Raw genomic sequence first — 21,453 nt, forward strand, 5'->3', positions numbered from 1 at the left:
CACGCGATGTCCCTCGACGGCCCCGCGCCCGTTACCGATCTGGAATCGGACGGGTGCGGGGCCGTTGCGGATGCCTCGTACTGTTACGCGAGTGACTGGTGTGACCAGAGTGAATCGCTTCCGGATGGCTGCAGCCGCAACCATCGCGGTCGCCGCGCTCGGCGGCGTGGCCTTCGGGTCTCTCCCCGCCGACGGGGTCGGCGTCGTGACGGTTGCGGACGCCGTCGACCCGGCCGGGCTGTACAACGAGGCCCAGTCGAAGTTCGCGAACGGGGACGTCGCCGGCGGTCTGGCCGCGTTGCAGAAGGCGCTGACCCTGGCTCCCGCGGACACCGATGCGCTTGCACTGCAGGCGATCTGGGCCGACCAGTTGGAGGAAGCGTCGGTCAGCAATGCCGCGCTCGGTCGCCTACGGGTGCTGAACCCCCTCCTCGCCACCACGGCCCGCAACGTGATCTCCGGAGTCGCCACCGCCGCGCAGATCGTGCCCGACACCACGCCCAAACCGGTGTCCGGGCGGGTCGCGATCGTCGTCCTGGGGTTCGGGTTGAACGCGAACGGAAAGATGGCCCCGGAGTTGGTGAATCGGGTGACGGCGGGCAAGGCGCAATCCGAGATCACCACCGCCGCACCGATCGTCGTGACCGGCGGGGTCCCCAAGAACGGCATCACCGAGGCCGCCGCGATGAAGAACTGGCTGGTCGAGAACGGGGTGGACAGCGGCCGCATCTTGACCGAGGACAAGTCGGGGTCCACCGTGGCCAACGCGCAGAACACCTCGGAGATCCTGCGTGCGAAAGGCATCCGCGACATCATCCTGGTGACCTCGCCCAATCACATCCGGCGCGGGGCGGCGGACTTCGGCGCGACCGGGCTGCGGGTCGTCGGAACCCTCACCACCGCCACCGATCTCAGCAAGTACCTCACTCCGCTGACCAAGGATCAGACGCGGGGGATCCGGCTCGAGGCCACGCGCGCCGCCCGGATCCCGGCAACCCACCAGCCGGGTGCGCTCCCGCAGAACCTCCCCGATCCCGGACCCGGTCTGCTCACCGACCTCGGCGGACAGGTCCTCAAACAGCTGCTCGACGCCGGATCGTCGGCGATCGGTTCGGGTACCGAGGGCTGACCCCTCAGCGCGCCCCCCGAACGAGTTCGGTCAGAACATGACCGAGCGGTAGTGGGTGACGAGGCGTCCCTTGTCGTAGATGTGGAAGGCGATGCCGGGCGGTTGTCCGCGGTTGACGATCTCGGTGCCCTCGAACGGCAGATTCAGTGTCGAGGCGACTCCCGGCGCGACGCACAGCGGGCGGTCGGCGAATCGGGTGACGGCGGGTGTGTGGGCATGTCCGCACAGGAACGCGACGATGTTCGGGTGGCGTTCGACGAGCGGGACCAGGCGTTCCTCGCCGGTCTGCCGGATCGAGTCCATGAACGGCATGTGCAGCTCGACCGGCGGGTGATGAAAGGCGACGAAGACGGGTGTCTGCGGGTCCTCGGCCTCGAGCTGAGCCAACATCCAGGCGATCGTCTGGTCGTCGATGTAACCGTCGTTGCGTCCGGGGACGGAGCTGTCGCACATCAGGAACAGGACGTCGCCGACGCGTCGGGCATGGTTGATCGGTCCGGACGTCTCGGCGCCGAGCAGGGTGGCGCTGAACGGTTCCCGGACGTCGTGGTTACCGGCGGTGATGAGCATCGGCAGGGGGCTGTCGAGAACGCCGTAGGCCTCCCGGTATTCGCTCGGCACGCCCTCGTCGGCCAGGTCTCCGGTCACCAGCAGGACGTCGATTCCGGCGGCGCGCGCGTTGATGTAACTCAGCGTCGACTGGATGCGGCTGCGATTGAACCGCGTCCCGTTGAAATGAAGGTCGCTGATGTGGGCGACAACGAACACGAAGAGCTCCTGTCACGGTCACTGACTTCCACGAGGCTAGTCCCAGGAACGGCCTGTTTGCGCACCACGGTGGCGCCGCGAGTCGAAACACACTCCCCTCGCGATGGTGTGGCTCAGTCGTCCTACCGATCGGTAAGTCCTCTGGCGCACTGGCACCGGCTCTGGTCGGGCCTTACGTCGTCAGGGTCCGTCGGAACAGTCCCTCGAGTTCGGCGAAATGGTGCTCGGCGGCCTCATGGTGGTACGCGGCGATGTCCGACATCGTGTAACCGTGAGCGGCACCTGGATAGACGGTCGCCGAATGTGTGACGCCACTCGAGATGAGTGCATGCTCGAACTGGGCGACCGCGGTGTGGGGGAGTGAGCGGTCCTTGTCGGCGTGGATCGCCAGCACGAACGCCTCGATGTCGACGAGGTGCAGGTGAGGGCTGTCCGGGGTGTCGGTGACCAGGTTGCCGGTGTGGAAGATGCCGACGGCGGCCACGTCGGCGGGACGCGCCGCCGCCAGGTTGAGGGCCAGCCGCCCACCCATGCAGTACCCGGTGACGCCGATCGGGCCGGCGGAGACACCGGGCACCGAGCGCAGGGCGTCGAGGTAGGCGATGAGGTCGGCGCGCGCGACGTCGGAGGTGAGGGTCGACGCCCGCGGCATCGCCGCCTTGAAGAACGCGCCACGGGCCTCGGGCAACAGCAGGTCGTCGGCCGGCGCCCACTCCTCGGCGGTGCCGAAGCGGTAGAAGAGATGCGGTACCGCGACGACGTATCCCCACGACGCGATCCGGTCGGCCATCGCGCGGGTTCGCGGGCGGAGACCGATCACATCGGTGACGAACAGGACGCCGGGCAGCGGCGTGTCGTCGGACCCGGCCGGACGGGTCACGTACATCTCGGTGTCGCCGTAGGCCGCGGGGACCGTGATCGTCTCGCCGTGTACGTCGGGTGTCATGGGTGACTCCTCCTGTGGGCTGCTGGTTCAGGTGTGCGTCGACGCCGTCAGATCCCGGCCGGTGGCGCCGGTGCCGTCTCGGTGCCCCGGGATCGATGTCGCGGCAGGAACATCGCGGGGACGAAGATCACCGCCGTCAGGGCGAACGCCACCCAGAAGGCATAACCGAACGCGTCCGCCAGCAGTGGACCGATGACGGGCATCGCTTCCGGTGGCACCGAGCCGATCTGATCGGTGCCGCCGCCCGAGGCCGGGAGCCCGTGGGTGTTCGACTCGTGGGTGAGGCGCTGGGTCAACGCCGTGACCAGAAGCGCGCTACCCAGCGACGCGCCGACCTGCTGGATCGCCGAGAGGGTGGGGGCCGCGCGGGTCACGACCTCCTTGCTCAGATCGCTGTAGGCGGCCGAGATCGTCGGCATCATCACCGAGCCGAGGCCCATCCCGCGGACGAACAGGGCGACGCTCAGCCACAAATAGGAACTGTCGACCCCGACGTGGGTGAAGGGATAGGTACCGATCATCGCCAGCACGACGCCGACGGGCACCACATAGCCGGCGCCGATGCGGTCGGTGATCCGGCCGCCGATCACCATCGCCACGATCGCGCCGAGTCCCTGCGGGGCGAGCAACAGGCCCGCATTCAGCGCACCTTCGCCGCGCACGGTCTGGTAGTAGAGCGGGAGGAGCAGCATGCCGCCGAAGAGTCCGATCGCGACCAGGAAGACCGAGACGGTGCCTGCGGCGAACACCCTGTTTGTCAGGAGTCGGACGTCGACGATCGAGTCCTTGCCCTTGCGCAGGCTGTGCCACGTGTAGAGCCCCAGGCCCACGGCACCGATGATGAGCCAGGCGAGCACATCGAGTTCGCCGAAGCCGCCATGGGAGCTCGCGCGCGACAGACCGTAGAGCAGGGAGACCAGGCTGCCGGAGAGCACGGCGAGGCCGAGGAGGTCGAGGCGGTCACGGTCGGGGGCCTTGTCGCCGAACGGCAGTTTCCACACTGCGAGGGCGACCGCGACGAGGCCGACCGGCACGTTCACCAGGAAGATCCAGTGCCAGCTCGTGTACTCGACGAGCAGACCGCCGATCACCGGTCCCAGGACGGGGCCGAGGAGCATGGGGACGCCGAGGATGGCCATCGCCCGCCCGAGTCGGTCGGGGCCGGCGGCGCGGGTGATGATGGCCTGCCCCGCCGGCAGGAGCATGCCGCCGCCGAGACCCTGCAGGATGCGGAAGACGATCAGGGTCTCGATCGACCACGCCGCCGCACAGAGGGCAGACCCCAACACGAACAGCGTCACCGCCGTGATCCACGTCGGCTTGGGGCCGAATCGGTCCATCGCCCAGCCGGTGAGCGGGATGACCAGCGCGACTGCGAGGAGATACCCGGTGACCACCCATTGCGTCGTCGACAACGAGGCGTCGAGTTCGGTGCTCAGCGACTCCAGGGCGACATTGACGATGGTGGTGTCGAGAACCACCATGATCATGCCCGAGACGATCACGAGACCGGTCACGATCACGGAGCGGTCGAGTTTGTCCGACTGCGGGGGCACGGGGTCCGTCATCAGAGATCTCCGGGGAGTTTGTCCCGGCGGATGCCGCGCCAGCTCGGGTGTCGAAGGTGGCCCGCGGTGGTCCAGTCCATGAAGCGCACCTCGCCGACGATCTTGGGCAGCACCCAGACCGCGCTCGACGCGATGGGGCGGTCGAGCTTGTCGAGGAACGGCGACCGCGAGATCTCCAATGGCTCGAGTTCCTCGGCGAGCGCCCGCAACTGCGCATCGGTGAATCCGGTGCCGACGCGCCCGACGTAGCGGAGTCCGGTCTCCTCGGGCAGTCCGAGGAGCAGCGACCCGATGGTGTGCGACCGGTTGCCGCGTCCGGGCCGGTAACCGCCGACCACCACCTCGATGTCGCTCCAGTTCTTGTGTTTCAGCCACTTGGTGGAGCGTCGACCCTGCTGGTACACCGAGTCGCGTCGCTTGGCGACGACGCCTTCGAGGTTGTGTTCGCGGCTGTACTCGATCGCCGCACTCGCCGGTGTCGGAAGCAGCGGCGGCACATCGACATATGGCGACCGGCGGAACGCCGTTGCGAGTTCCTCGAGCAGTTCGCGTCGTACAGACCACGGTTTTCGCAGCAACGACGTCCCGTTGAGATAGAGGATGTCGAACAGGTGGAGTTTGAGCGTGTACGGCTCCTCGGTGTGCTTCCGTGACGTGAACAGCGTGAAGTTCGTCCGGCCGGTCGAGTCGATGGCCACCGCCTCGCCGTCGAGGACGACGTCCATCAACCCGAGATCGTCGGCGATGCCGGCGAATTCGGGGAAGTCCTTCGTCATGTCGATCCCCGACCGGGACGTGAGCCGGAACTCGCCACCGATCGACCGGACCAGGAGCCGATAACCGTCCCACTTGCCCTCGAACGCCCAATCCCGTTCGTTCAGCTTGTCGATCGGGTCGTCGGTAGCGAGCATCGGTCGCGGATCGCTGAGACTGTCGGGGACGATGGGGCGCGGCTCGTCGGTCATCAGGTGGGCGAGCCAGTTCTTGTCGCCGGTGTGGATCAGCGCGTAGCGACCCTGGACCTTCTCGCCGTTCAGGCGGACGATGACCTCTTTGTCCCGCCATTTCTCGAGCTCGAAAGTGCCCTTGTCCCAGATGGATACGTGTCCGCCGCCGTACTCGCCGGCCGGGATGTCGCCCTCGAAGTCGGCGTAGTCCATCGGATGGTCCTCGGTCTGGACCGCGAGCCGGTTCTGGTCCGGGTCGGTGGGCAGGTTCTTCGGGACGGCCCACGAGACCAGCACCCCGTCGTGTTCGAGGCGGAAGTCGTAGTGCAGGCGCCGGGCGTGGTGTTCCTGGATGACGAAGATCGGTTCGCGGGGGCCGGTTTCGGCTTCGGCGTCGGACTCGTCGTCGGTCTCACGGAGGCGCTGCCGGTGGTTCTCGTCGCCGAACGGCTCCGGGGTCTTCGATTCGTCCCGTTTACGACGGTACTCACGGAGGTTGATGATCTGACCCGGCTGCGACTCCTCGGTGGGGCGCTCGTCGGGCGCGGGACCGTCGCCGGAGGTGAGGCTCTCCCGCAAGGTATCCGGATCGACGAGGTCCTCGTCTCTGTCTTCGGTGTCGGATTCGCCGGCGTCGGGTTCCGGCTCGTCGTCGTACGGGGCGTCGAGACCCTCCAGGAGATCGCCGACGTCGGCGACGCGGTCGAGAACCTCGGCGTAGAGCAACTGGGCGATCTTCGGGTCCTCGATCTCGTCCCAGGTGCGGGGCGCGGCGACCCACGGCTGCTCGCGTCCGCGCAACGAGTACGGCGACAGCGTGGTCTTGGAGGCGTTGTTCTGGCTCCAGTCGATGAAGACCTTGTCGTCGCGGATCTTCTTGGACATGTTGGCCGTGATGAAATCGCTGTTCTGCCGGGCGAACTCGTTGGCCACCTCGCGGGCGACCTTTCGTGCGGCCTCGGAGCTCACCGGTTTGGGGAGTCGGGCGTAGATGTGGATGCCCTTGCCGCCGCTGGTCACCGGGTAGGTGGTGGTGCCGCCCAGCCAGTTCCGGATCTCCACCGCCACGCCCGCGGTCTCGTGGAGGGGGACATTCGGGCCGGGGTCGAGATCGAAGACGATGCGGTTGGCCATGCGCTCGCCGTCGGGGCCGATCGGTAGTCGCCATTGCGGGACGTGGATCTCCAGTGCCGCCATCTGGGCCAGCCACACGAGAGTGGCGCGGTCCTCGGCCAGCGCGTAGTCGATCACCCGCTCGCTGTGCTGGATTCCGTACCGGCGAACCCAGTCGGGTGCGCTGTCGGGCATGTCCTTCTCGAAGAACGGCGTCGACTCGACACCGTTGGGCCACCGTTTGCGGGTGACGATCCGATCCCGCAGATGCGGCAGCATGACGTCGGCGATGCGCGAGTAATAGTCGATGACGTCGTATTTCCGGGTCCCGGTCGCCGGATAGAGCACCTTGGAGAGATTGGTGATCGAGATCCGGCGGCCGTCGACCTCCAGGTTCTCTCCGCCTGCCATCCCCCCATTGTCCACACCCGAGGCCCGGAGGCGGGTTGATCGACGCGGGGATGTCGGCCGGGCCGTGTTGCGCCCGGTTGACGACGTGGCGTGCGAATGCCTGGCACAATGTTCCCCATGCGCTCGATCTGGAAGGGCGATCTCAGCTTTGGCCTGGTGAACGTACCGGTCAAGGTCTATTCCGCGACGGAGAGTCACGACCGGAAGTCGTATCAGGTCGACTCCTCCGACGGCACCCGTATCCGCTACCGCCGGGTGCGGGAGGGAACCGACACCGAGGTCGACTACTCCGACATCGCCAACGCCTATGAGTCGGAATCGGGCGAGACGGTGATCCTGACGAAGGACGACCTGGCCACGCTGCCCGTCCAGAAGAGCCCGGAGATCTCGATCCTCGAGTTCGTGCCGGCCGAACAGGTCGACCCGATCTACTTCGACAAGCCGTACTACCTGGAGCCGTCGTCGAAGTCGCCCAAGGCCTACGTGTTGCTGGCAAAGGCCCTCGAGGAGACCGATCGCCTGGCCATCGCGACGTTCACCCTGCGCAATCGGACGCGGGTGGCGGCGCTGCGCGTCGTCGACGGCGTGATGACGCTGCAGACCCTCCTGTGGCCGGACGAGGTTCGCAAGCCCGACTTCGGCTTCCTCGACGAGGACACCGAGATCCGCGATCAGGAACTGAAGATGGCGGCGTCGCTGATCGAATCGATGGCTTCCGACTACGACCCGTCCGAATTCGAGGACCGGTACCAGGAGGAACTGTCCAAACTGATCGAGGCGAAGGCCGAGGGCAGTGAGGCGTTCCCGGAGTCCGACGAGGAGAAGCCCGAGGACGAGGACTCCGAGGTCGCCGATCTGCTTGCCGCGCTGCGTGCCTCGGTGAAGGATCGTGGCTCCTCCGACGACGCGTCGGACGAGGGGAAGTCCACCGCGAAGAAGGCCCCGGCGAAGAAGGCGGCCAAGAAGACGCCTGCGAAGAAGACCGCAGCGAAGAAGACGACCGCCAAGAAGACGGCGTCGAAGAGCGGCTCGAGTTCCGATTCCGGCAAGAGCACCACGAAGAAGGCACCTGCCAAGAAGGCCTCCCGCAAGGCCAGCTGATCTTGCTCTCCCGACGAAATTCGCTGGCCTGAGACCGGCGGCGTCCGGCAAGCTCGAAGGGTGAGCACCACCGTCGACACCCGTTTGCCGCGCGCCCTGAAGCCCCTGGCGCGACGGCAGTATCGGCTGTTGGCGTCGGGTCTGATCCTGGCGATGTTCGGCGACGGGATCTGGACCGTCGCGGTGATCTGGCAGGTCATCGCGCTCGGCGGTGGACCCGGTCAGGTCTCCTTGGCGACGGGGACGGCGGCGGTCGGGATGCTCCTGTCGACGCTTGTCGGCGGTGTACTCGCTGACCGGATCTCGCAGCGCCACATCATGATCGGTCTCGAGGTCACCAAGATGGCGGCCTTCGGTGCGGTGGGTGCTGCCTCGGTGTTCGGGGTCCTCGACCTCTGGATGGTCGTGGTGGCCTCGCTGCTCGCCGGCGTCACGATGGGCATGTACTACCCGGCGTACTCGGCGCTGCTGCCCGGAGTGGTCTCCGCGTCGGAGCTGCAGGCGGCGAACGGCATCGAGGGCTTCTTCCGTCCGGTGGTGTTCCAGGCCGTCGGTCCGATGGTCGCCGGTGCGGTCATCGGTGCCACCGCGCCGGGCCAGGCGGTCGTGCTGGCCGCCATCGCGTCCATCGCCTCCGGGGTCTGCTACCTGGTGATGACCCCGGTCACCGCACGACGCCTCGGCGAACCCCCGGAGACCTCCGAGGGCGAGGTCGCACGCACGAGCGCCCGCGGCGGTGTCGTCGTCGACCTCGTCGAGGGTTTCGTCTACATGATCCGTACGCCGTGGCTGTGGGGAACGCTGTTCTTCGCCTGCGTCCTGGTGCTGGCGACGATGGGTCCGATCGAGGTGCTCGTGCCCTTCGCGTTGCGTGAGCGCATCGACGGTGGTGCCTCCCAGCACGCGTGGGTGCTCGCCGGATTCGGCGTGGGCGCGGCCGCGACATCCCTGGTGTTCGCATCCCTGCCGATGCCGCGGCGGTATCTGACCGTCATGTTCGGCATCTGGTCGTTCTCGAGCGTGCCACTCGTCCTGATGGGTGTCGCCGACGCGACCTGGATGTTCGTCGCCGCCGGTGTCGGGATGGGCGTGATGTTCGACGGCCCGATGGTGCTGTGGGGAACGCTGCTGCAACGCCGTGTACCGCCGGCGCTGCTCGGCCGGATCGCGAGCCTCGATTTCTTCGTGTCGGTCGCGCTGATGCCGGTGTCGATGGCGATCGCCGCCCCGGTCTCGTCGGCGATCGGGTTGACCGCGACGTTCGTCCTGGCCGGGCTCCTGCCGGTTCCCATCGCGTGGGCGTTCTACTTCGCGGCCCGCATGTGGCGCGACGAGATCGAGAACCCGCTTGTCGACGAGACGCCGCCGACGCTGGTGTCGGTGAACGACTGACCCTCCGGCACGGTCAGCGGAGCACCTCCGCGGCCCCGGCGACCACCAGGTTCGTGAGCTGTTGCAGCAGAGGAGAACTGAGCTTCCAGTATTGCCAGTACAGCGGGACGTCGAGGTGGTGGTCGGCGATCAGCTGCACCCGGCCGTCGTCGAGTGCCGCCCGGATCTGGACGACGGGCACTGCGCCCCAACCGATTCCGAGCGACACCGCGCGGTGGTACTCGGTGGAGGCCGGGATGTAGGCCGCCGGTGGGTCGACGGCGCGTCCGGCCAGGGCCGCGACCATGTCCAGTTGGATGTGGTCGTTGCGGTCGAACTGGACCATCGGGGCTCTCGCCAGAGCCTCGGCGTCGAGACCGTCGGGTAGCCAAGTATTGATGAATTCCGGTGTCGCGACCGGCAGATACCGCATGCTGCCGAGGGACTGCAGGGTGCAACCCCGGATGGCGATGGGTTCCGACGTCACCGCGGCGAGCGCGTCACCCGACTTCAGCAGGGCGCTGCTACGGGTCTCGTCGTCGCGGAAGACCTCGACGGCGACCGCGTGCTCACGGTGGAACCGCGCGAGCACCGGGAGCAGCCAGGTCGCGAGCGAGTCCGCGTTCGTCGCGATCGGCAGATGCACGCGGGGGCGGGAGATCACCGGTGTGTCGTCGTCATCGGGTTCGCCGACGAACTCGGCGCGCGTCTCGGCGAGCAACAGTTCCCATTGCCTGGCCAGGCGGACCAGCACCTCGCCGTCCGGCGTCGCCGACGCGGGTTTGGTCCGGCGAAGCACCACCCGCCCGACCGCCGACTCCAGCGCCTTGATGCGCTGGCTCACCGCCGACGGCGTGATGTGCAGCGACGCGGCCGCGGCGTCGAAGGTGCCTTCCCGGAGGACCGCGGCCAGCGTCCGCAGGCCTTCCTGGTTGATCTCCATGGGACCAGGCTAGATGAAGAACAGCTAATGATTCGTCAGAAACATTCGCTGTACTGATCTACCTGGGCCCCATAGCGTTCACCAGGTGTCCAGTTACCTCCTCCCCGCGATCGCCGGCCTGCTCACCGGCGCGGGCCTGATCGTCGCAATCGGTCCGCAGAACGTCTTCGTCCTCCGGCAGGGCGTCGCGCGACGGCACACGGGGGCGATCGTGGCGGCGTGCGCGATCTCCGACGTCGTGCTGATCGTCGCGGGAGTGGCCGGGCTCGGCGCGATCGTCGCGGCGCATCCGCAAGTGGTCACCGTCGCCAAACTCGTCGGCGGCCTCTATGTCCTTGTGCTCGGGCTACTTGCCGCGAAGCGATGCCTGCGCAGCAACGAGGCCATCGCCGCGAACGCCGAGGAGGCGGAATCGGCCGGCCGGTGGGTCGCGGTGGGCACGGCGCTGGCGCTCACCTGGCTCAACCCGCACGTCTACCTCGACACCGTCCTGACCATGGGCGCGATCGCCAACGGTCACGGAAACGGCAAGTGGGCCTTCGCCATCGGGGCCTGCCTGGCCAGCATCCTGTGGTTCACCGCGCTCGGGGGAGGTGCTCGGCGCCTGTCTCACTTCTTCGCCAGCCCGCGGGCGTGGAAGATCCTCGACGCCGTCGTCGCGGTGATCATGATCGGGATGGCGGTCGCGCTCTTCGCCTCGATCTGACGGAGCGTCGTCGGTCACTTCCGCCGGTGACGTGCCTAGTCGTGCCGAATTTCGGGTACACCGGACATCGTGATCCTCAGTTCCGCCACCCCGCAGACGCGTTCCGCGCCGGGGACGGTGCTGTCCGCGGTACGCCGGGCGGCGTCCGGCACCAAGGACGTCCTCGCGCGCGGCGACCTCGCCGCGGCCGCGGCGACCCTGACCTATTACGCCGCGATCGCCGTGGTCCCGTGGGTGTTGCTCGCGATCTGGTCGACGACGTGGCTGCGCGGGGATGCGGCAGCGGAGTCGACCTGGCGGGAGCTGGCGGTCCTGATCCCTCCGGAGATGGGTGGCCGAGACGTCTTCGGCGAGGCGGTGTCGATCGGCATCGCACTGACCGGCTGGGGTGCGCTCGTCCTGCTCTTCCCCGCGTCGTTCTACGGGGAAGGGCTTCGACGCGCCTGCCTGATGATGCATCCGGAGAAGGATCGCTTCACCGGATGGCGCTCCCGGCTCTCGATCCTGGTGTTGTTCGTCTTCGTGCCGCCCCTGACGATGGTCGCGGTCGCAGCGGGTTCGTCGATCACCACGCTCGCCCCGGACGGCGGGGGCGCCGGCGGCGTCGGGGATCTCGCAGCCCGAGTGGTGATCGAGTTCCTCACCGTCTGGCTCACCCTGGCGATCCCGCTGACCTGGGTCTATTGGAAGGTCACGCCCGGCGGTCCGTCTCTGCTCGTATCGGCGATGACCGCACTGGGCACGGCGTCGTTCATCGCCGGCTTCTCGCAGGGGTTCCTGCTGTTCCTGTCCCTGCCGATCGACGTCGGGATCCCCTACGGCGGCCTCCGGGTCATCGGCGGCGTGGTGGCTGCCGGACTGTGGCTCTACGTGCTCCACATCCTGGTGATCGTCGGCTGGGCCGTCGGACAGGCACTGGCCCGGACCGTCGGAGGCGACCGTGTCGACTGAACCGGATCATCGGCCCGGTCGACGACAGGCCCGCCAGACGCAACGGGACGCGGTGCTCGACGCATGGTCGGAGTTGCACGGGGGAATCGATCCCCGCGGATCGTTCTGGGTCGAGCGGTGGGTGCTCCTCAGCAACGCCTGCGCGCGACCCCTTGTACGACTGGGCATCACCCCGAACGTGATCACCGTCTGCGGGGCCGCGGTCACCGCGACCGCCTTCGCGGTGACCTTCGCCGGACGCGGCTGGTTCGCGGTCGCGGCCGTGGTAATCCTTCTCGCTGCCGTCCTCGACGGGGTGGACGGTGCCGTCGCCGCTCAGACCGGTGCGGCGACGCAGTGGGGCCGGGTCCTCGACACGATGGCCGACCGCTGGTCGGACATCTTCCTGGCGGGCATCGTCGTGATGGCCGGTGCGCCACCGTGGTCGGGAGTGGTGCTCGCCGTGCTCACGCTGTTCCTGGAGGGCACGCGGGCGACCGCCCAGGCCGCCGGGATGACAGGACCCGGAACCGTCACCGTCTGGGAACGGCCGTCGCGGGTGATCCTCGCCTTCATCGCGATGGTCGTGGCCACGGTCGCGTGGCAGATCGGGCTGTCCGACAGCAGCACCCTGACGCTGGCAGCGATCATCGCCGGAATCGGTGCGATCCTGGCGACGATCGGCCTTCTGCAGTTGTTCGTTGCGGTGTTCCGGCAAACGCGCGGACTGCGCGCCTGATCCCGACGTTCCTGACCCAGACCCGGCCTCTCCCGAGTCAGACCCGGCTTCGACCGAGTCAGACCCGGCTTCGCCGAAGCCCGGAGGCGGCGAGCAGGATCGCGCCGATGGCGATCCAGCCCAACAGGATCCACAGCGGCCCGGAGATCGCGGCGTCGGGGAAGTAGGCGACCGAGCGGGTGAGGGTGCCGCCGGCACCGGTCGGGAGCCACTGGCCGAGGGCTCCCCACGGGGCCGGGAGCAGATACGGCGACGACGCCAGCCCGGACAGCGGGTTGGAGATCAGCATCATCAGGACCGCCGCGATGCCGACGCCGGGCGCGCCGAGAAGGGCGCCTGCCCCGGCGGTGAACCAGGAGATCGCACCGATCATCAGGGCGAGTGCCAAGGCCACCGGCACCACGCGCCCGTCAATGACCCCGAGCCACGACCAAACCGCAGCAAACCCCAGGCCCGTGACCAACGGGCCGACCAGCGCGACGGTGGCCTGCATCCACACCCGACCGGCAAGGGCGATCGCCGACGCAGCACCGAGGGCGATCCCGGCGATGAGCAGCGGCAGGAGGCCGGCGGCGAATCCGGTTCCGCGTGCATCGGTGGCGGGCGGGGCGACCACGGACTCGGTGGTGACCGGCAACGACTGCGCGGTGGCGATGCCCGTGCCGACGCCGCCGACGATCTGGGCGAGCGCCGGTGACCCGGCCTCGGCGGTCAGGACGGTGATGCCCTGCGGGCCGACGGCGATGGCGCCGACGATGTCCCGGGATTCGATGGCCTCCCGCGCAGCGGCGGGGTCGGCGAACTGTTCGACGGCGAAGGCATCCTCCCCTGCACGGTCAGCGAGGGCGGATTCGATGGCAGACGCTGCGGGTGCCGGTGCAACCAGGCCGAGTGGGACGTCGTGCGGCTGGGGGTCCACCGCCAGGGAGACGAACATGGCCGCGATCGTGCTGACCACGATCGGTACCGCCAGGACGAGGGCGACGACGATGCGCCATGACGGTCCGTGCGAAGGGGCCGGCTCGGGCGGCCGATCCTCGGTGGCGAACTCTCGGTCGGACGGTTCGGTGTACGTGGTCATCACGGCCTCCAAAAAGAACGAACTCTCGTTTTAAGAAGTATGCGCCGGGCCGTGTCGCCAATCAAGAACGAATATTCGTTTTATACTCACCGAATGCCGAAGATCAGCGATGAACGCAAGCTCGAGCGCAGTCAGCAGATCCTCGATGCGGCACGTCGTTGCTTCGTCGAGAAGGGGTTCCACCGGGCGTCCATGTCGGACGTGATCCGGGAGTCGGGCCTGAGCGCCGGGGCGGTGTACTCGTACTACTCGTCGAAAGAGCAGTTGATCGCCGCGGTCGCGCGGTCGGTGTTCCAGGCCTACGAGTCAGGGCTCGGAGACCTCGTCGACGGTCACGGAGCCCCGGCGTCGCCCGAGGACGCCATCCGGATGCTCGCTGCGCACGTAATCGCCGAGATCGCACCGCTCACCGACGACTTCCGGATGGTGGTGACCATCTGGGGCGAGGCGGCGAACAACCCCGAGCTGCGCGAGATCGTCCGAGAGATCATCCTGGGCCTGCGTAAGGTCTTCGAGCGTGTCCTGGTCCGCTGGCGCGACGCCGGCCACGAACTGCCTGGTGAACCCGCAGATCTAGCGCTCCCGATGGTGTCGGTGATGCAGGGCGTCGTCGTGCAGCAGTCACTCGTCGGTGACGTCGATGTGGACGCATATGTGGACACGTGGTGTGCGCTGATGCGCGCTGCCGGGTTCGGCGACCAGGGCTGATCCGCCCGCACTGCCTACCATCGATGCGAGGGCGTCGACTCTCGTCCGCGGTTCCGTCGTTCGGGGCCGGCCGGCCAATCCGGTACGGCCCTCGGTGACGAACAACGGGCGAACCTGGCTCGACCCACGATCTCGACTTTGATGAGGAACTGATGATCAACGACTCGGTGGTTCTCGCCGACGCCGACGGCCGCCCCTGCGGCACCGCCGACCGCGAGGCCGTGCACGGCGTCGACACACCGCTGCACTTCGCGTTCTCGTGCCACCTGGTCGACGCCGACAATCGGATCCTCATGACCCGTCGCGCCCTGTCCAAGCGCAGCTGGCCCGGCGTGTGGACCAACTCGTTCTGCGGTCATCCGCGGCCGGGTGAGGCCGTCGTCGACGCCGTCCACCGGTACGCGCAGCGTGAGCTCGGCATCGACGTCGACGAGGTACGGTGCGTCCTGCCCGACTTCCGGTACCGGGCCGTCGACGCGAGCGGCATCGTCGAGAACGAGATCTGCCCGGTGTTCGTCGCCCGGCCTCTGGGTTCGCTGGAGCCCAACCCGGACGAAGTCGCCGAGTACGCATGGGCGGATGTCCCGGACGTGTGGGATCTCGTGTCGCGCACCCCCTGGGCGGTCAGTCCCTGGTTCGCCGACCAGGTGCGCCAGATGCCCGGCCCCGACCCCCACGGACTCGCCGCCGACCCCGCCGTGGTCGTGACCCATCCGACCACCGTCCGGGTGTCGAATTCATGACATATCGAACCCCACTTCACACCGCAGGAGCCATCGGATGATGCATCTACCCGGTCATACCGAGCTGGTCCCGCCGCATCGGCGGTACGACGCCGTCGCCGAGGCGAGCGCGGCACTGGTGATCAAGTCGTATTCGAGTTCCTTCGGACTCGCCTCACGTCTACTCGCCCCCGCCGTCCGCCGCGACGTCCGCAACATCTATGCGCTGGTCCGCGTCGCCGACGAGATCGTCGACGCACCGCGCCCCGAGCAGGGACTCGTCGACCGCAGCAACGAACTCGATCAGCTCGAAGAGCAGACCTCGGCCGCGATGATCACCGGGTCGAGCAGCAACCTGGTGGTGCACGCCTTCGCACGGACCGCACGACGGGTCGGCATCGACCTGGACCTGGTGGCGCCGTTCTTCGCCTCGATGCGCTCCGACCTGACCCAGGTCGAGCACGACTTCGAGAGCCTCGCGTCCTACATCTACGGCTCGGCCGAGGTCGTCGGATTGATGTGTCTGCGCGCGTTCCTCGCCGAGGAGGCGAAGGCGGAGGCACGCTACGACCACCTCGCGCCCGGTGCGCGTCGACTCGGTGCCGCCTTCCAGAAGATCAACTTCCTGCGCGACTTCGGCGAGGACAGTGACGGATTGGGTCGTCGGTACCTGGTCGGTCTCAACCCGGAGGACCCGGACGACGCGGCGTGGTCGCTGTGGCTCGACGACATCGATCTCGACCTCACCGCCGCCGCGACGGCGATCCCGTACCTGCCGTCGAGCAGCCGTGTCGCTGTCTGCACCGCGCACGATCTCTTCGCGGAATTGACTGCGCGACTTCGGGAATCCTCGGCGTCCGAGGCCAGACGGCAACGCGTCCGGGTTCCCAACGCCGGCAAGGCCAAGATCGCGGCGGCCGCCGTCGCCCGCCGCGGGATGCCGCGCGCCGCACGGGGAGTGAACGCATGACCGCCCGCAAACGCATCGTCGTCATCGGTGGCGGTGTCGCCGGCCTGTCCACCGCCGCACTGCTCGCCCACGACGGCCACGACGTCGAGGTGATCGAGAAGAACGACGATCTCGGCGGACGTGCCGGACTCTGGAGCAAGGACGGATTCCGGTTCGACACCGGCCCGTCGTGGTGGCTCATGCCCGAGGTCTTCGACCACTACTTCGAGATGTTGGGCACCTCCACCAAGGAGCAGCTCGATCTCGTCCGCCTCGACCCCGGTTACCGGGTCTTCTTCGCGGAGAATGGTTCCGACGAGGCGCCGATCGACATCTTCGGCGATTACGAACGCAACCGCGAGGTGTTCGAGAACATCGAACCGGGTGCAGGAGCGGCTCTCGACTCCTATTTGCAGACGGCACGCCAGGCGTACGACCTCGCCGTCGAACGGTTCCTCTACACCAGCTTTGATTCCCCACGCGCGTTCCTGGGTCTCCCGGTGTTGAAGCACGCGCCGACGCTCGCGAAACTGTTGACCCGGTCGCTGCAGTCCTTCATCTCGTCGAAGTTCAGCGACCGACGCCTGCAGCAGGTGCTCGGCTACCCGGCCGTGTTCCTCGGCTCGTCGCCGGAGCGGACACCGTCGATGTACCACCTGATGAGCTGGATGGACCTCGCCGACGGTGTCCGATACCCCAAGGGCGGCTTCACAACTCTGGTCGATGCACTCGAACGCGTCGCTCGTGAGCGCGGCGTGATCATCCACACCGGAACGGCCGCGACCTCCGTGCTCACCCGGGAACGGTCGGGCCGTCGACTCCGCCGTCGCGCCGAGGTGGTCGGCGTTCGCGTCCAGACCGCAGACGGGGCCACGCGAGACCTGCCCGCCGACATCGTCGTCGGCGCGGCCGATCTGCACCATCTCGAGACCAAGCTCCTTCCCGGGGAACTGCAGACCTTCCCGGAGCGCTACTGGGAGCGTGCTACTTCGGGACCCGGTGCCGTCCTCGCCTACCTCGGCGTGCGCGGTGAGCTGCCCGAGCTCGCCCACCACTCGCTGTACTTCACCGAGGACTGGAAGACGAACTTCGACGCCATCTTCGAATCACCCACGCGGGTGCCCGATCCGGCGTCGCTGTACGTGTGCAAGCCGTCGGCGACCGACGACTCGGTGGCCCCGGACGGTCACGAGAACGTCTTCGTCCTCGTCCCGGTCCCAGCTGATCCCGGCCTCGGGCACGGCGGCATGGACGGTGCCGGCGACCCCGACATCGAGAAGGTCGCCGACCGTGCCATCGCCATGATCGCCCAGTGGTCCGGGGTCCCCGACCTCGCCGACCGTGTCGTCGTCCGACGCACCGTCGGCCCCGCGGACTTCGTCGACAACGTGAACTCGTGGTGCGGTGGCGCCCTCGGTCCGGCACACACGTTGCGACAGAGTGCATTCCTGCGTTCGACAAACCGCTCGCGCAAGGTCGAGGGGTTGTACTACGCGGGATCGAGCACCCGGCCGGGCATCGGCCTGCCGATGTGCCTCATCAGTGCCGAACTGATTCGCAAGCGACTCAACGGGGATCGCTCCGTCGGTCCGACGCCGACGCGCTGACAGCGGAATTGTCTGCTGCCGAACGCAACCCAACCTGCTGCCTGAGGTGTGAGGGGAGTCCGCCGGGCGACCTGCCCCTGCTGCCTGAGGTGCGAGGAGCGGTAGCGACGAGCCACGAAGGCCTGGTGAGGTTATCTCGCCAGCCCTTCGTGGCTCGCTTCGCTCGCACCTCAGGGAGCAGTGGGCGACACGCCCTCTCGCACCTCAGGGAGCAGTGGGCGACGCGCCCTCTCGCACCTCAGGGAGTGGGCGACTGTGCGATCAGGTCCGCGACGATCTTCGCCGACAGCATCACCAGCGGGAGTCCGCCGCCGGGGTGCGATGACCCGCCGACCAGGTACAGGCCCGGGATGGGTGAGGTGTTCTTCGGCCGCAAGAAGGCGGCCCGCGGTCCGTTCGACGACGATCCGTAGATCGAGCCGCCGGGGGTCATGGTGCGGCGTTCGAGATCGGCCGGTGTGACCAGCAGGCGGTGGCGGACCTGGTCGCGGACGTCGAGACCGCGGTCGGCCATCACCTGCATGATCTGGTCGGCATACTTGTCCGCGAGTCCTGCTGCGTCCCAGTCGACTCCGTGCTCCGGGTCGTGTCGTGGTGCGTTGACGAGCACGAACCAGGCTGCGGTGTCGGGGCCTGGGACGATCTCCGGATCGTCCGGCGCGGAGATGTACACGGTCGGACGGGCGACGGGTCGCGGCGGGCCGTTGAAACCGAAGACGGCGTCGAACTCCTCGTCGTAGTCCTCGGCGAACAGGACGTGATGGTGGGCCTGGTCGGCGGGCGGGTTGTCGAGCGCGAGGAGCAGGACGAAGCCCGACAGCGACGGTGTCGAACGTCGCAGCAGCGCAGACGGAATGCGTGCGGAGCGCCGGGGGACGAGGCGGTCGAAGACCTGGCGGGCGTCGGCATTCGCCACGACGAGATCGGCGGATCGGCGGCTGCCGTCGGCGAGTACGACACCGTCGACCCGGCCGTGTTCATCCGTCGAGACCCGGGACACCTCGACCCCGAACTCGATCCGACCACCCAGGGCGAGCAACCGATCCCGCATCGCGGTGGCGATCCGACCGAGGCCGCCGCGAACATACCAGGAGCCCCAGGCCTGCTCTGCCCACGGAACGGAGGCCAGGGCCGCCGGTGCACGACGTGGATCCGAGCCGGTGTAGGTGGCGTAACGGTCGAGCAACATCGCCAACCGCGAATCGCTGAGATACTCGGACCCCAGCCCCCGCAGCGTTTTCCACGGCGCCACGGTACGGACGTCAGAGGGGGTGGCGATCCCGCCGATCATCGTCCGGACGCTCATCGGCGACTCGAGGAACGGGCCGTGGGTGACGTCCCAAATTGCCTGCGCGCGTCCGAGAAACGCCGACCACTGGGCACCCGAACCGGGTCCGAGTGCGTCGTCCAGCGCGGAGGGGATGTGGTCGAGCGTGTCGGGCAGGTCGAGGACCGTGCCGTCGGGGAACCGGTAGCGCGCTGCGACCGGCAGGCGTTCGAGCTCGAGGAACTCGTCCCCCGGGGCGCCGGTGTCGTCGAACAACTCGGTGAGGACGTGCGGCATGGTGACCAGTGACGGGCCGGTGTCGAAGACGAAGCCGTCGTGTTCGATCACGCCGAGTTTGCCGCCGACCGTGTCGAACTGTTCGAGAACGGTGACGTCATGGCCGGCCGCCTGCAGGCGCATCGCCGTGGCGAGTCCGCCGACGCCGGCGCCGATGACGATGACCCGGCTCATCGGGAGACCTCGATGGTGCGTCCCTTCCACTGCAGTTCGCCACGGCGGCGGGCGATCGTCGAATCCGCGGCGAGGAAGGTGAAGAGTGCGATGGACGCAGGATGTCCCAGGGCGTCGGGGAACGTACGTCCGCCCGTGGTCCGCGCGGACACGAGTCGCGAGGCGACGCCGGCGAGGTATCCCACCAGTCCGGTGCGGGAGCCGGTCAGAGCGGCGAGCGCCGGGATCACGTACATGAGACACAGACCGGCGGTCACCGCCGACGTCCCGGCGGGTGAGCCGAACGCGGACCACAGCGACTTTCGGTATCCCGCACGGACTTCGTCCCAGCCGTCGTACATGTGGCAGGTCGCCACGGTGCTCCCTTCGGCCACCACACCTCGACCGCCCGCGGCCTTGATCGCACGGAGGAGTGCGATGTCCTCCAGGACGACGTCACGGACCGCTTCGTGTCCGCCGGCGCGGCGATAGGTGGCGGCATCGACCATCAGGAACTGGCCGTTCGCGGCGGTCAGTGATTCGCGCGGGGACCGTTCGGCGATTCCCAGCGGGAGCGTGCTGAGCCACGACCACTGCAGCAGAGGTTGCACCAGACGCTCAGCAGCACTGATGGCGACCTGCCGCGGGTAGGGACTCACGAGGTCGAGTCCGGCGTTGCGCAACAACGCGAATGAGGAGGTGAATGCATGGGGTTCGAGCACGACGTCGGCATCGACGAAGGCGAGGATCCCGCCTGGGGCGGCGTGGTCGGCCAATTGCCGGCAGACCCAGGACTTCCCGAGCCAACCCGGCGGTGGCGGGGAGCCCTCGAACACCTCGAGTCGGTCGTCGTGGGCGGCCAGCCGCGCGAGGAGAGCGTCGGTGCCGTCGACCGATCCGTCGTCAAGCACGAGGACGCGGGCGGGGCCGGGCCATCTGTCGACGGCCTCGAGGACGGCGGTGATGCAGCGTTCGGCCCGGGCGATCTCGTTCCGCATGGGTATCAACACCGAAAGATGCTCGGCGGGAGGGATGTCCGCGAGACCTGGGCGGCGCACGCGAATCGCGTTGTCGACGGTGAGGGCGAGCGACGTCAGTGACAAGCCGGTCCCGACCATCACCGTGCGACGCCAGAGGTCAGACGCTCGCACCGTGTCTCCTGGACCGGAACGACCGCACTTCGAGAACGATGAGCGGGATCGCGACGACACCCATTACCACGGCACCGGCCAGTGCGACCGTCGGGCGGCCGAAGAACATCGCATGCGCCATCACCGACGAGAAGTAGGTCCACAGGTAGGCGGCCACCGGGACCGCGTCATCGGCGTCGGCGGTGTCACCGGCACCGATCACCCGGTCGAGGAGGGCGATCATCAGGAACGAGACCAGAAGCCAGCCTGCGAAGTTCGTCAACGGGATGTCGTCGACACCGGGTAACGACGGGGTGGGGTACTGCCAGTTCCAGTGACCCTGATCGACCATCTGGGGATCGAGGAAGACATCCCAGGCCGTCAGCGCGTACGCCCCCAGGAAGGCGGTCACCACGCGAGCCCGCGTACCGGACAGCCGCATGGCGCCGACGAGCCGTCGTGTCACGGCGAGTGCCGGCCACGACATCATGATCCAGGCCAGGGGCACCAGGACCGGGACACCGAGAAGCTTGAGGCCCAGACCGTCGGTGTATGCGTATGTGCCGAAGGGGAATCCGGTGCTGACACCGATCGCCTCGGCGACGAGGCCACCGCCGCCGGCGATCACGACCAGTGCGATCGCGGCCCCGAATCCGCGCGTGGCGGCGAGATGAAGGGCGGACGCCGACGCCAGGAGAACGACGCTCGCGACGGTGAGCGGGAGTGTGCCACCACCGGTGAGCGGGAAGGCGATCTGCACCCCGATGGTGGCGGCGAGGAGAACCCACGCGACCGGGATGAGGTGATGACGGAGCGATGTCTTCACCTCAGGCGACGAGGATGCTCCGGTAGGGGTTCCTCGCACCT

Annotated in this window: 19 protein-coding genes; 10 read left to right on the forward strand and 9 right to left on the reverse strand. The window is 68.0% G+C overall.

The annotated features are described in order from the left end of the window. The first annotated feature begins 124 nt into the window (after window positions 1-124). Entirely contained in the window at window positions 125-1,129 is a 1,005-nt protein-coding gene (locus GONAM_RS20660) for an ElyC/SanA/YdcF family protein (RefSeq protein ID WP_006868697.1), read from the forward strand. A 30-nt stretch (window positions 1,130-1,159) separates the two neighbouring features. On the opposite strand, the gene GONAM_RS20665 is transcribed toward GONAM_RS20660, so the two are convergent. The 4 genes from GONAM_RS20665 to GONAM_RS20680 all read right to left on the reverse strand — a co-directional run bounded on the left by GONAM_RS20665 (window position 1,160) and on the right by GONAM_RS20680 (window position 6,882). After that, complete coding sequence (locus GONAM_RS20665) at window positions 1,160-1,897, reverse strand: metallophosphoesterase family protein (RefSeq protein ID WP_006868698.1); 738 nt, start codon at window positions 1,895-1,897, stop codon at window positions 1,160-1,162. 172 nt (window positions 1,898-2,069) lie between these two features. Beyond that, window positions 2,070-2,843 carry a dienelactone hydrolase family protein gene (locus tag GONAM_RS20670; RefSeq protein WP_006868699.1) on the reverse strand — a complete coding sequence of 258 codons (774 nt, stop codon included), beginning with the start codon at window positions 2,841-2,843 and terminating at the stop codon, window positions 2,070-2,072. A gap of 47 nt (window positions 2,844-2,890) precedes the next feature. Beyond that, window positions 2,891-4,411: an MDR family MFS transporter gene (locus GONAM_RS20675; protein WP_006868700.1), complete on the reverse strand. Its 1,521-nt coding sequence runs from the start codon at window positions 4,409-4,411 to the stop codon at window positions 2,891-2,893. Continuing rightward, on the reverse strand, window positions 4,411-6,882 hold the full coding sequence (locus GONAM_RS20680) for an ATP-dependent DNA ligase (protein WP_006868701.1): 2,472 nt from the start codon (window positions 6,880-6,882) through the stop codon (window positions 4,411-4,413). The genes GONAM_RS20675 and GONAM_RS20680 overlap by 1 nt, the downstream gene beginning before the upstream one ends. A 117-nt stretch (window positions 6,883-6,999) precedes the next feature. On the opposite strand from GONAM_RS20680, the gene ku reads away from it, so the two are divergent. Next, entirely contained in the window at window positions 7,000-7,983 is a 984-nt protein-coding gene (gene ku / locus GONAM_RS20685) for a non-homologous end joining protein Ku (protein ID WP_500784365.1), read from the forward strand. A 60-nt stretch (window positions 7,984-8,043) separates the two neighbouring features. After that, window positions 8,044-9,375 carry an MFS transporter gene (locus tag GONAM_RS20690; protein WP_006868703.1) on the forward strand — a complete coding sequence of 444 codons (1,332 nt, stop codon included), beginning with the start codon at window positions 8,044-8,046 and terminating at the stop codon, window positions 9,373-9,375. 13 nt (window positions 9,376-9,388) lie between these two features. Here the strand turns inward: GONAM_RS20690 and GONAM_RS20695 are convergent, their stop codons facing one another. After that, on the reverse strand, window positions 9,389-10,297 hold the full coding sequence (locus GONAM_RS20695) for a LysR family transcriptional regulator ArgP (RefSeq protein WP_006868704.1): 909 nt from the start codon (window positions 10,295-10,297) through the stop codon (window positions 9,389-9,391). A gap of 85 nt (window positions 10,298-10,382) precedes the next feature. Between GONAM_RS20695 and GONAM_RS20700 the strand changes: the two genes are divergently transcribed. The 3 genes from GONAM_RS20700 to GONAM_RS20710 all read left to right on the forward strand — a co-directional run bounded on the left by GONAM_RS20700 (window position 10,383) and on the right by GONAM_RS20710 (window position 12,672). Continuing rightward, complete coding sequence (locus GONAM_RS20700) at window positions 10,383-11,003, forward strand: LysE/ArgO family amino acid transporter (RefSeq protein ID WP_006868705.1); 621 nt, start codon at window positions 10,383-10,385, stop codon at window positions 11,001-11,003. Between the two features lie 69 nt (window positions 11,004-11,072). Next, window positions 11,073-11,954 (forward strand): YhjD/YihY/BrkB family envelope integrity protein, encoded by an 882-nt coding sequence (locus GONAM_RS20705; RefSeq protein ID WP_006868706.1) that lies wholly within the window; start codon window positions 11,073-11,075, stop codon window positions 11,952-11,954. A gap of 52 nt (window positions 11,955-12,006) precedes the next feature. Next, complete coding sequence (locus GONAM_RS20710) at window positions 12,007-12,672, forward strand: CDP-alcohol phosphatidyltransferase family protein (RefSeq protein WP_006868707.1); 666 nt, start codon at window positions 12,007-12,009, stop codon at window positions 12,670-12,672. Between the two features lie 58 nt (window positions 12,673-12,730). Here GONAM_RS20710 and GONAM_RS20715 read toward each other — a convergent pair whose 3' ends face one another. Further along, window positions 12,731-13,753: an ABC transporter permease gene (locus GONAM_RS20715; protein WP_040537136.1), complete on the reverse strand. Its 1,023-nt coding sequence runs from the start codon at window positions 13,751-13,753 to the stop codon at window positions 12,731-12,733. Window positions 13,754-13,846: 93 nt separating this feature from the next. On the opposite strand from GONAM_RS20715, the gene GONAM_RS20720 reads away from it, so the two are divergent. From GONAM_RS20720 to crtI, 4 genes are all read left to right on the forward strand, one after another. Beyond that, on the forward strand, window positions 13,847-14,461 hold the full coding sequence (locus tag GONAM_RS20720; protein WP_040537113.1) for a TetR/AcrR family transcriptional regulator: 615 nt from the start codon (window positions 13,847-13,849) through the stop codon (window positions 14,459-14,461). 152 nt (window positions 14,462-14,613) lie between these two features. Next, window positions 14,614-15,204, forward strand: a complete 591-nt coding sequence (gene idi, locus GONAM_RS20725) for an isopentenyl-diphosphate Delta-isomerase (RefSeq protein WP_006868710.1) — start codon at window positions 14,614-14,616, stop codon at window positions 15,202-15,204. Between the two features lie 37 nt (window positions 15,205-15,241). Then, entirely contained in the window at window positions 15,242-16,153 is a 912-nt protein-coding gene (locus GONAM_RS20730) for a phytoene/squalene synthase family protein (protein WP_006868711.1), read from the forward strand. Continuing rightward, window positions 16,150-17,739, forward strand: coding sequence for a phytoene desaturase family protein (gene crtI, locus GONAM_RS20735; protein WP_006868712.1), 1,590 nt, complete (start codon window positions 16,150-16,152; stop codon window positions 17,737-17,739). The genes GONAM_RS20730 and crtI overlap by 4 nt, the downstream gene beginning before the upstream one ends. A 238-nt stretch (window positions 17,740-17,977) precedes the next feature. On the opposite strand, the gene GONAM_RS20740 is transcribed toward crtI, so the two are convergent. The 3 genes from GONAM_RS20740 to GONAM_RS20750 are packed head-to-tail and all read right to left on the reverse strand — an operon-like array spanning window position 17,978 to window position 21,412. Further along, window positions 17,978-19,477 carry a phytoene desaturase family protein gene (locus GONAM_RS20740; protein ID WP_006868713.1) on the reverse strand — a complete coding sequence of 500 codons (1,500 nt, stop codon included), beginning with the start codon at window positions 19,475-19,477 and terminating at the stop codon, window positions 17,978-17,980. Then, window positions 19,474-20,607: a glycosyltransferase family 2 protein gene (locus tag GONAM_RS20745; protein WP_006868714.1), complete on the reverse strand. Its 1,134-nt coding sequence runs from the start codon at window positions 20,605-20,607 to the stop codon at window positions 19,474-19,476. Before GONAM_RS20745 ends, GONAM_RS20740 begins: the two co-directional genes overlap by 4 nt. Next, window positions 20,594-21,412 (reverse strand): carotenoid biosynthesis protein, encoded by an 819-nt coding sequence (locus GONAM_RS20750; RefSeq protein ID WP_006868715.1) that lies wholly within the window; start codon window positions 21,410-21,412, stop codon window positions 20,594-20,596. Before GONAM_RS20750 ends, GONAM_RS20745 begins: the two co-directional genes overlap by 14 nt. Between the last annotated feature and the right edge of the window lie 41 nt (window positions 21,413-21,453).

The sequence above is a fragment of the Gordonia namibiensis NBRC 108229 genome (genome assembly GCF_000298235.1).
Taxonomy (GTDB): Bacteria; Actinomycetota; Actinomycetes; order Mycobacteriales; family Mycobacteriaceae; genus Gordonia; species Gordonia namibiensis.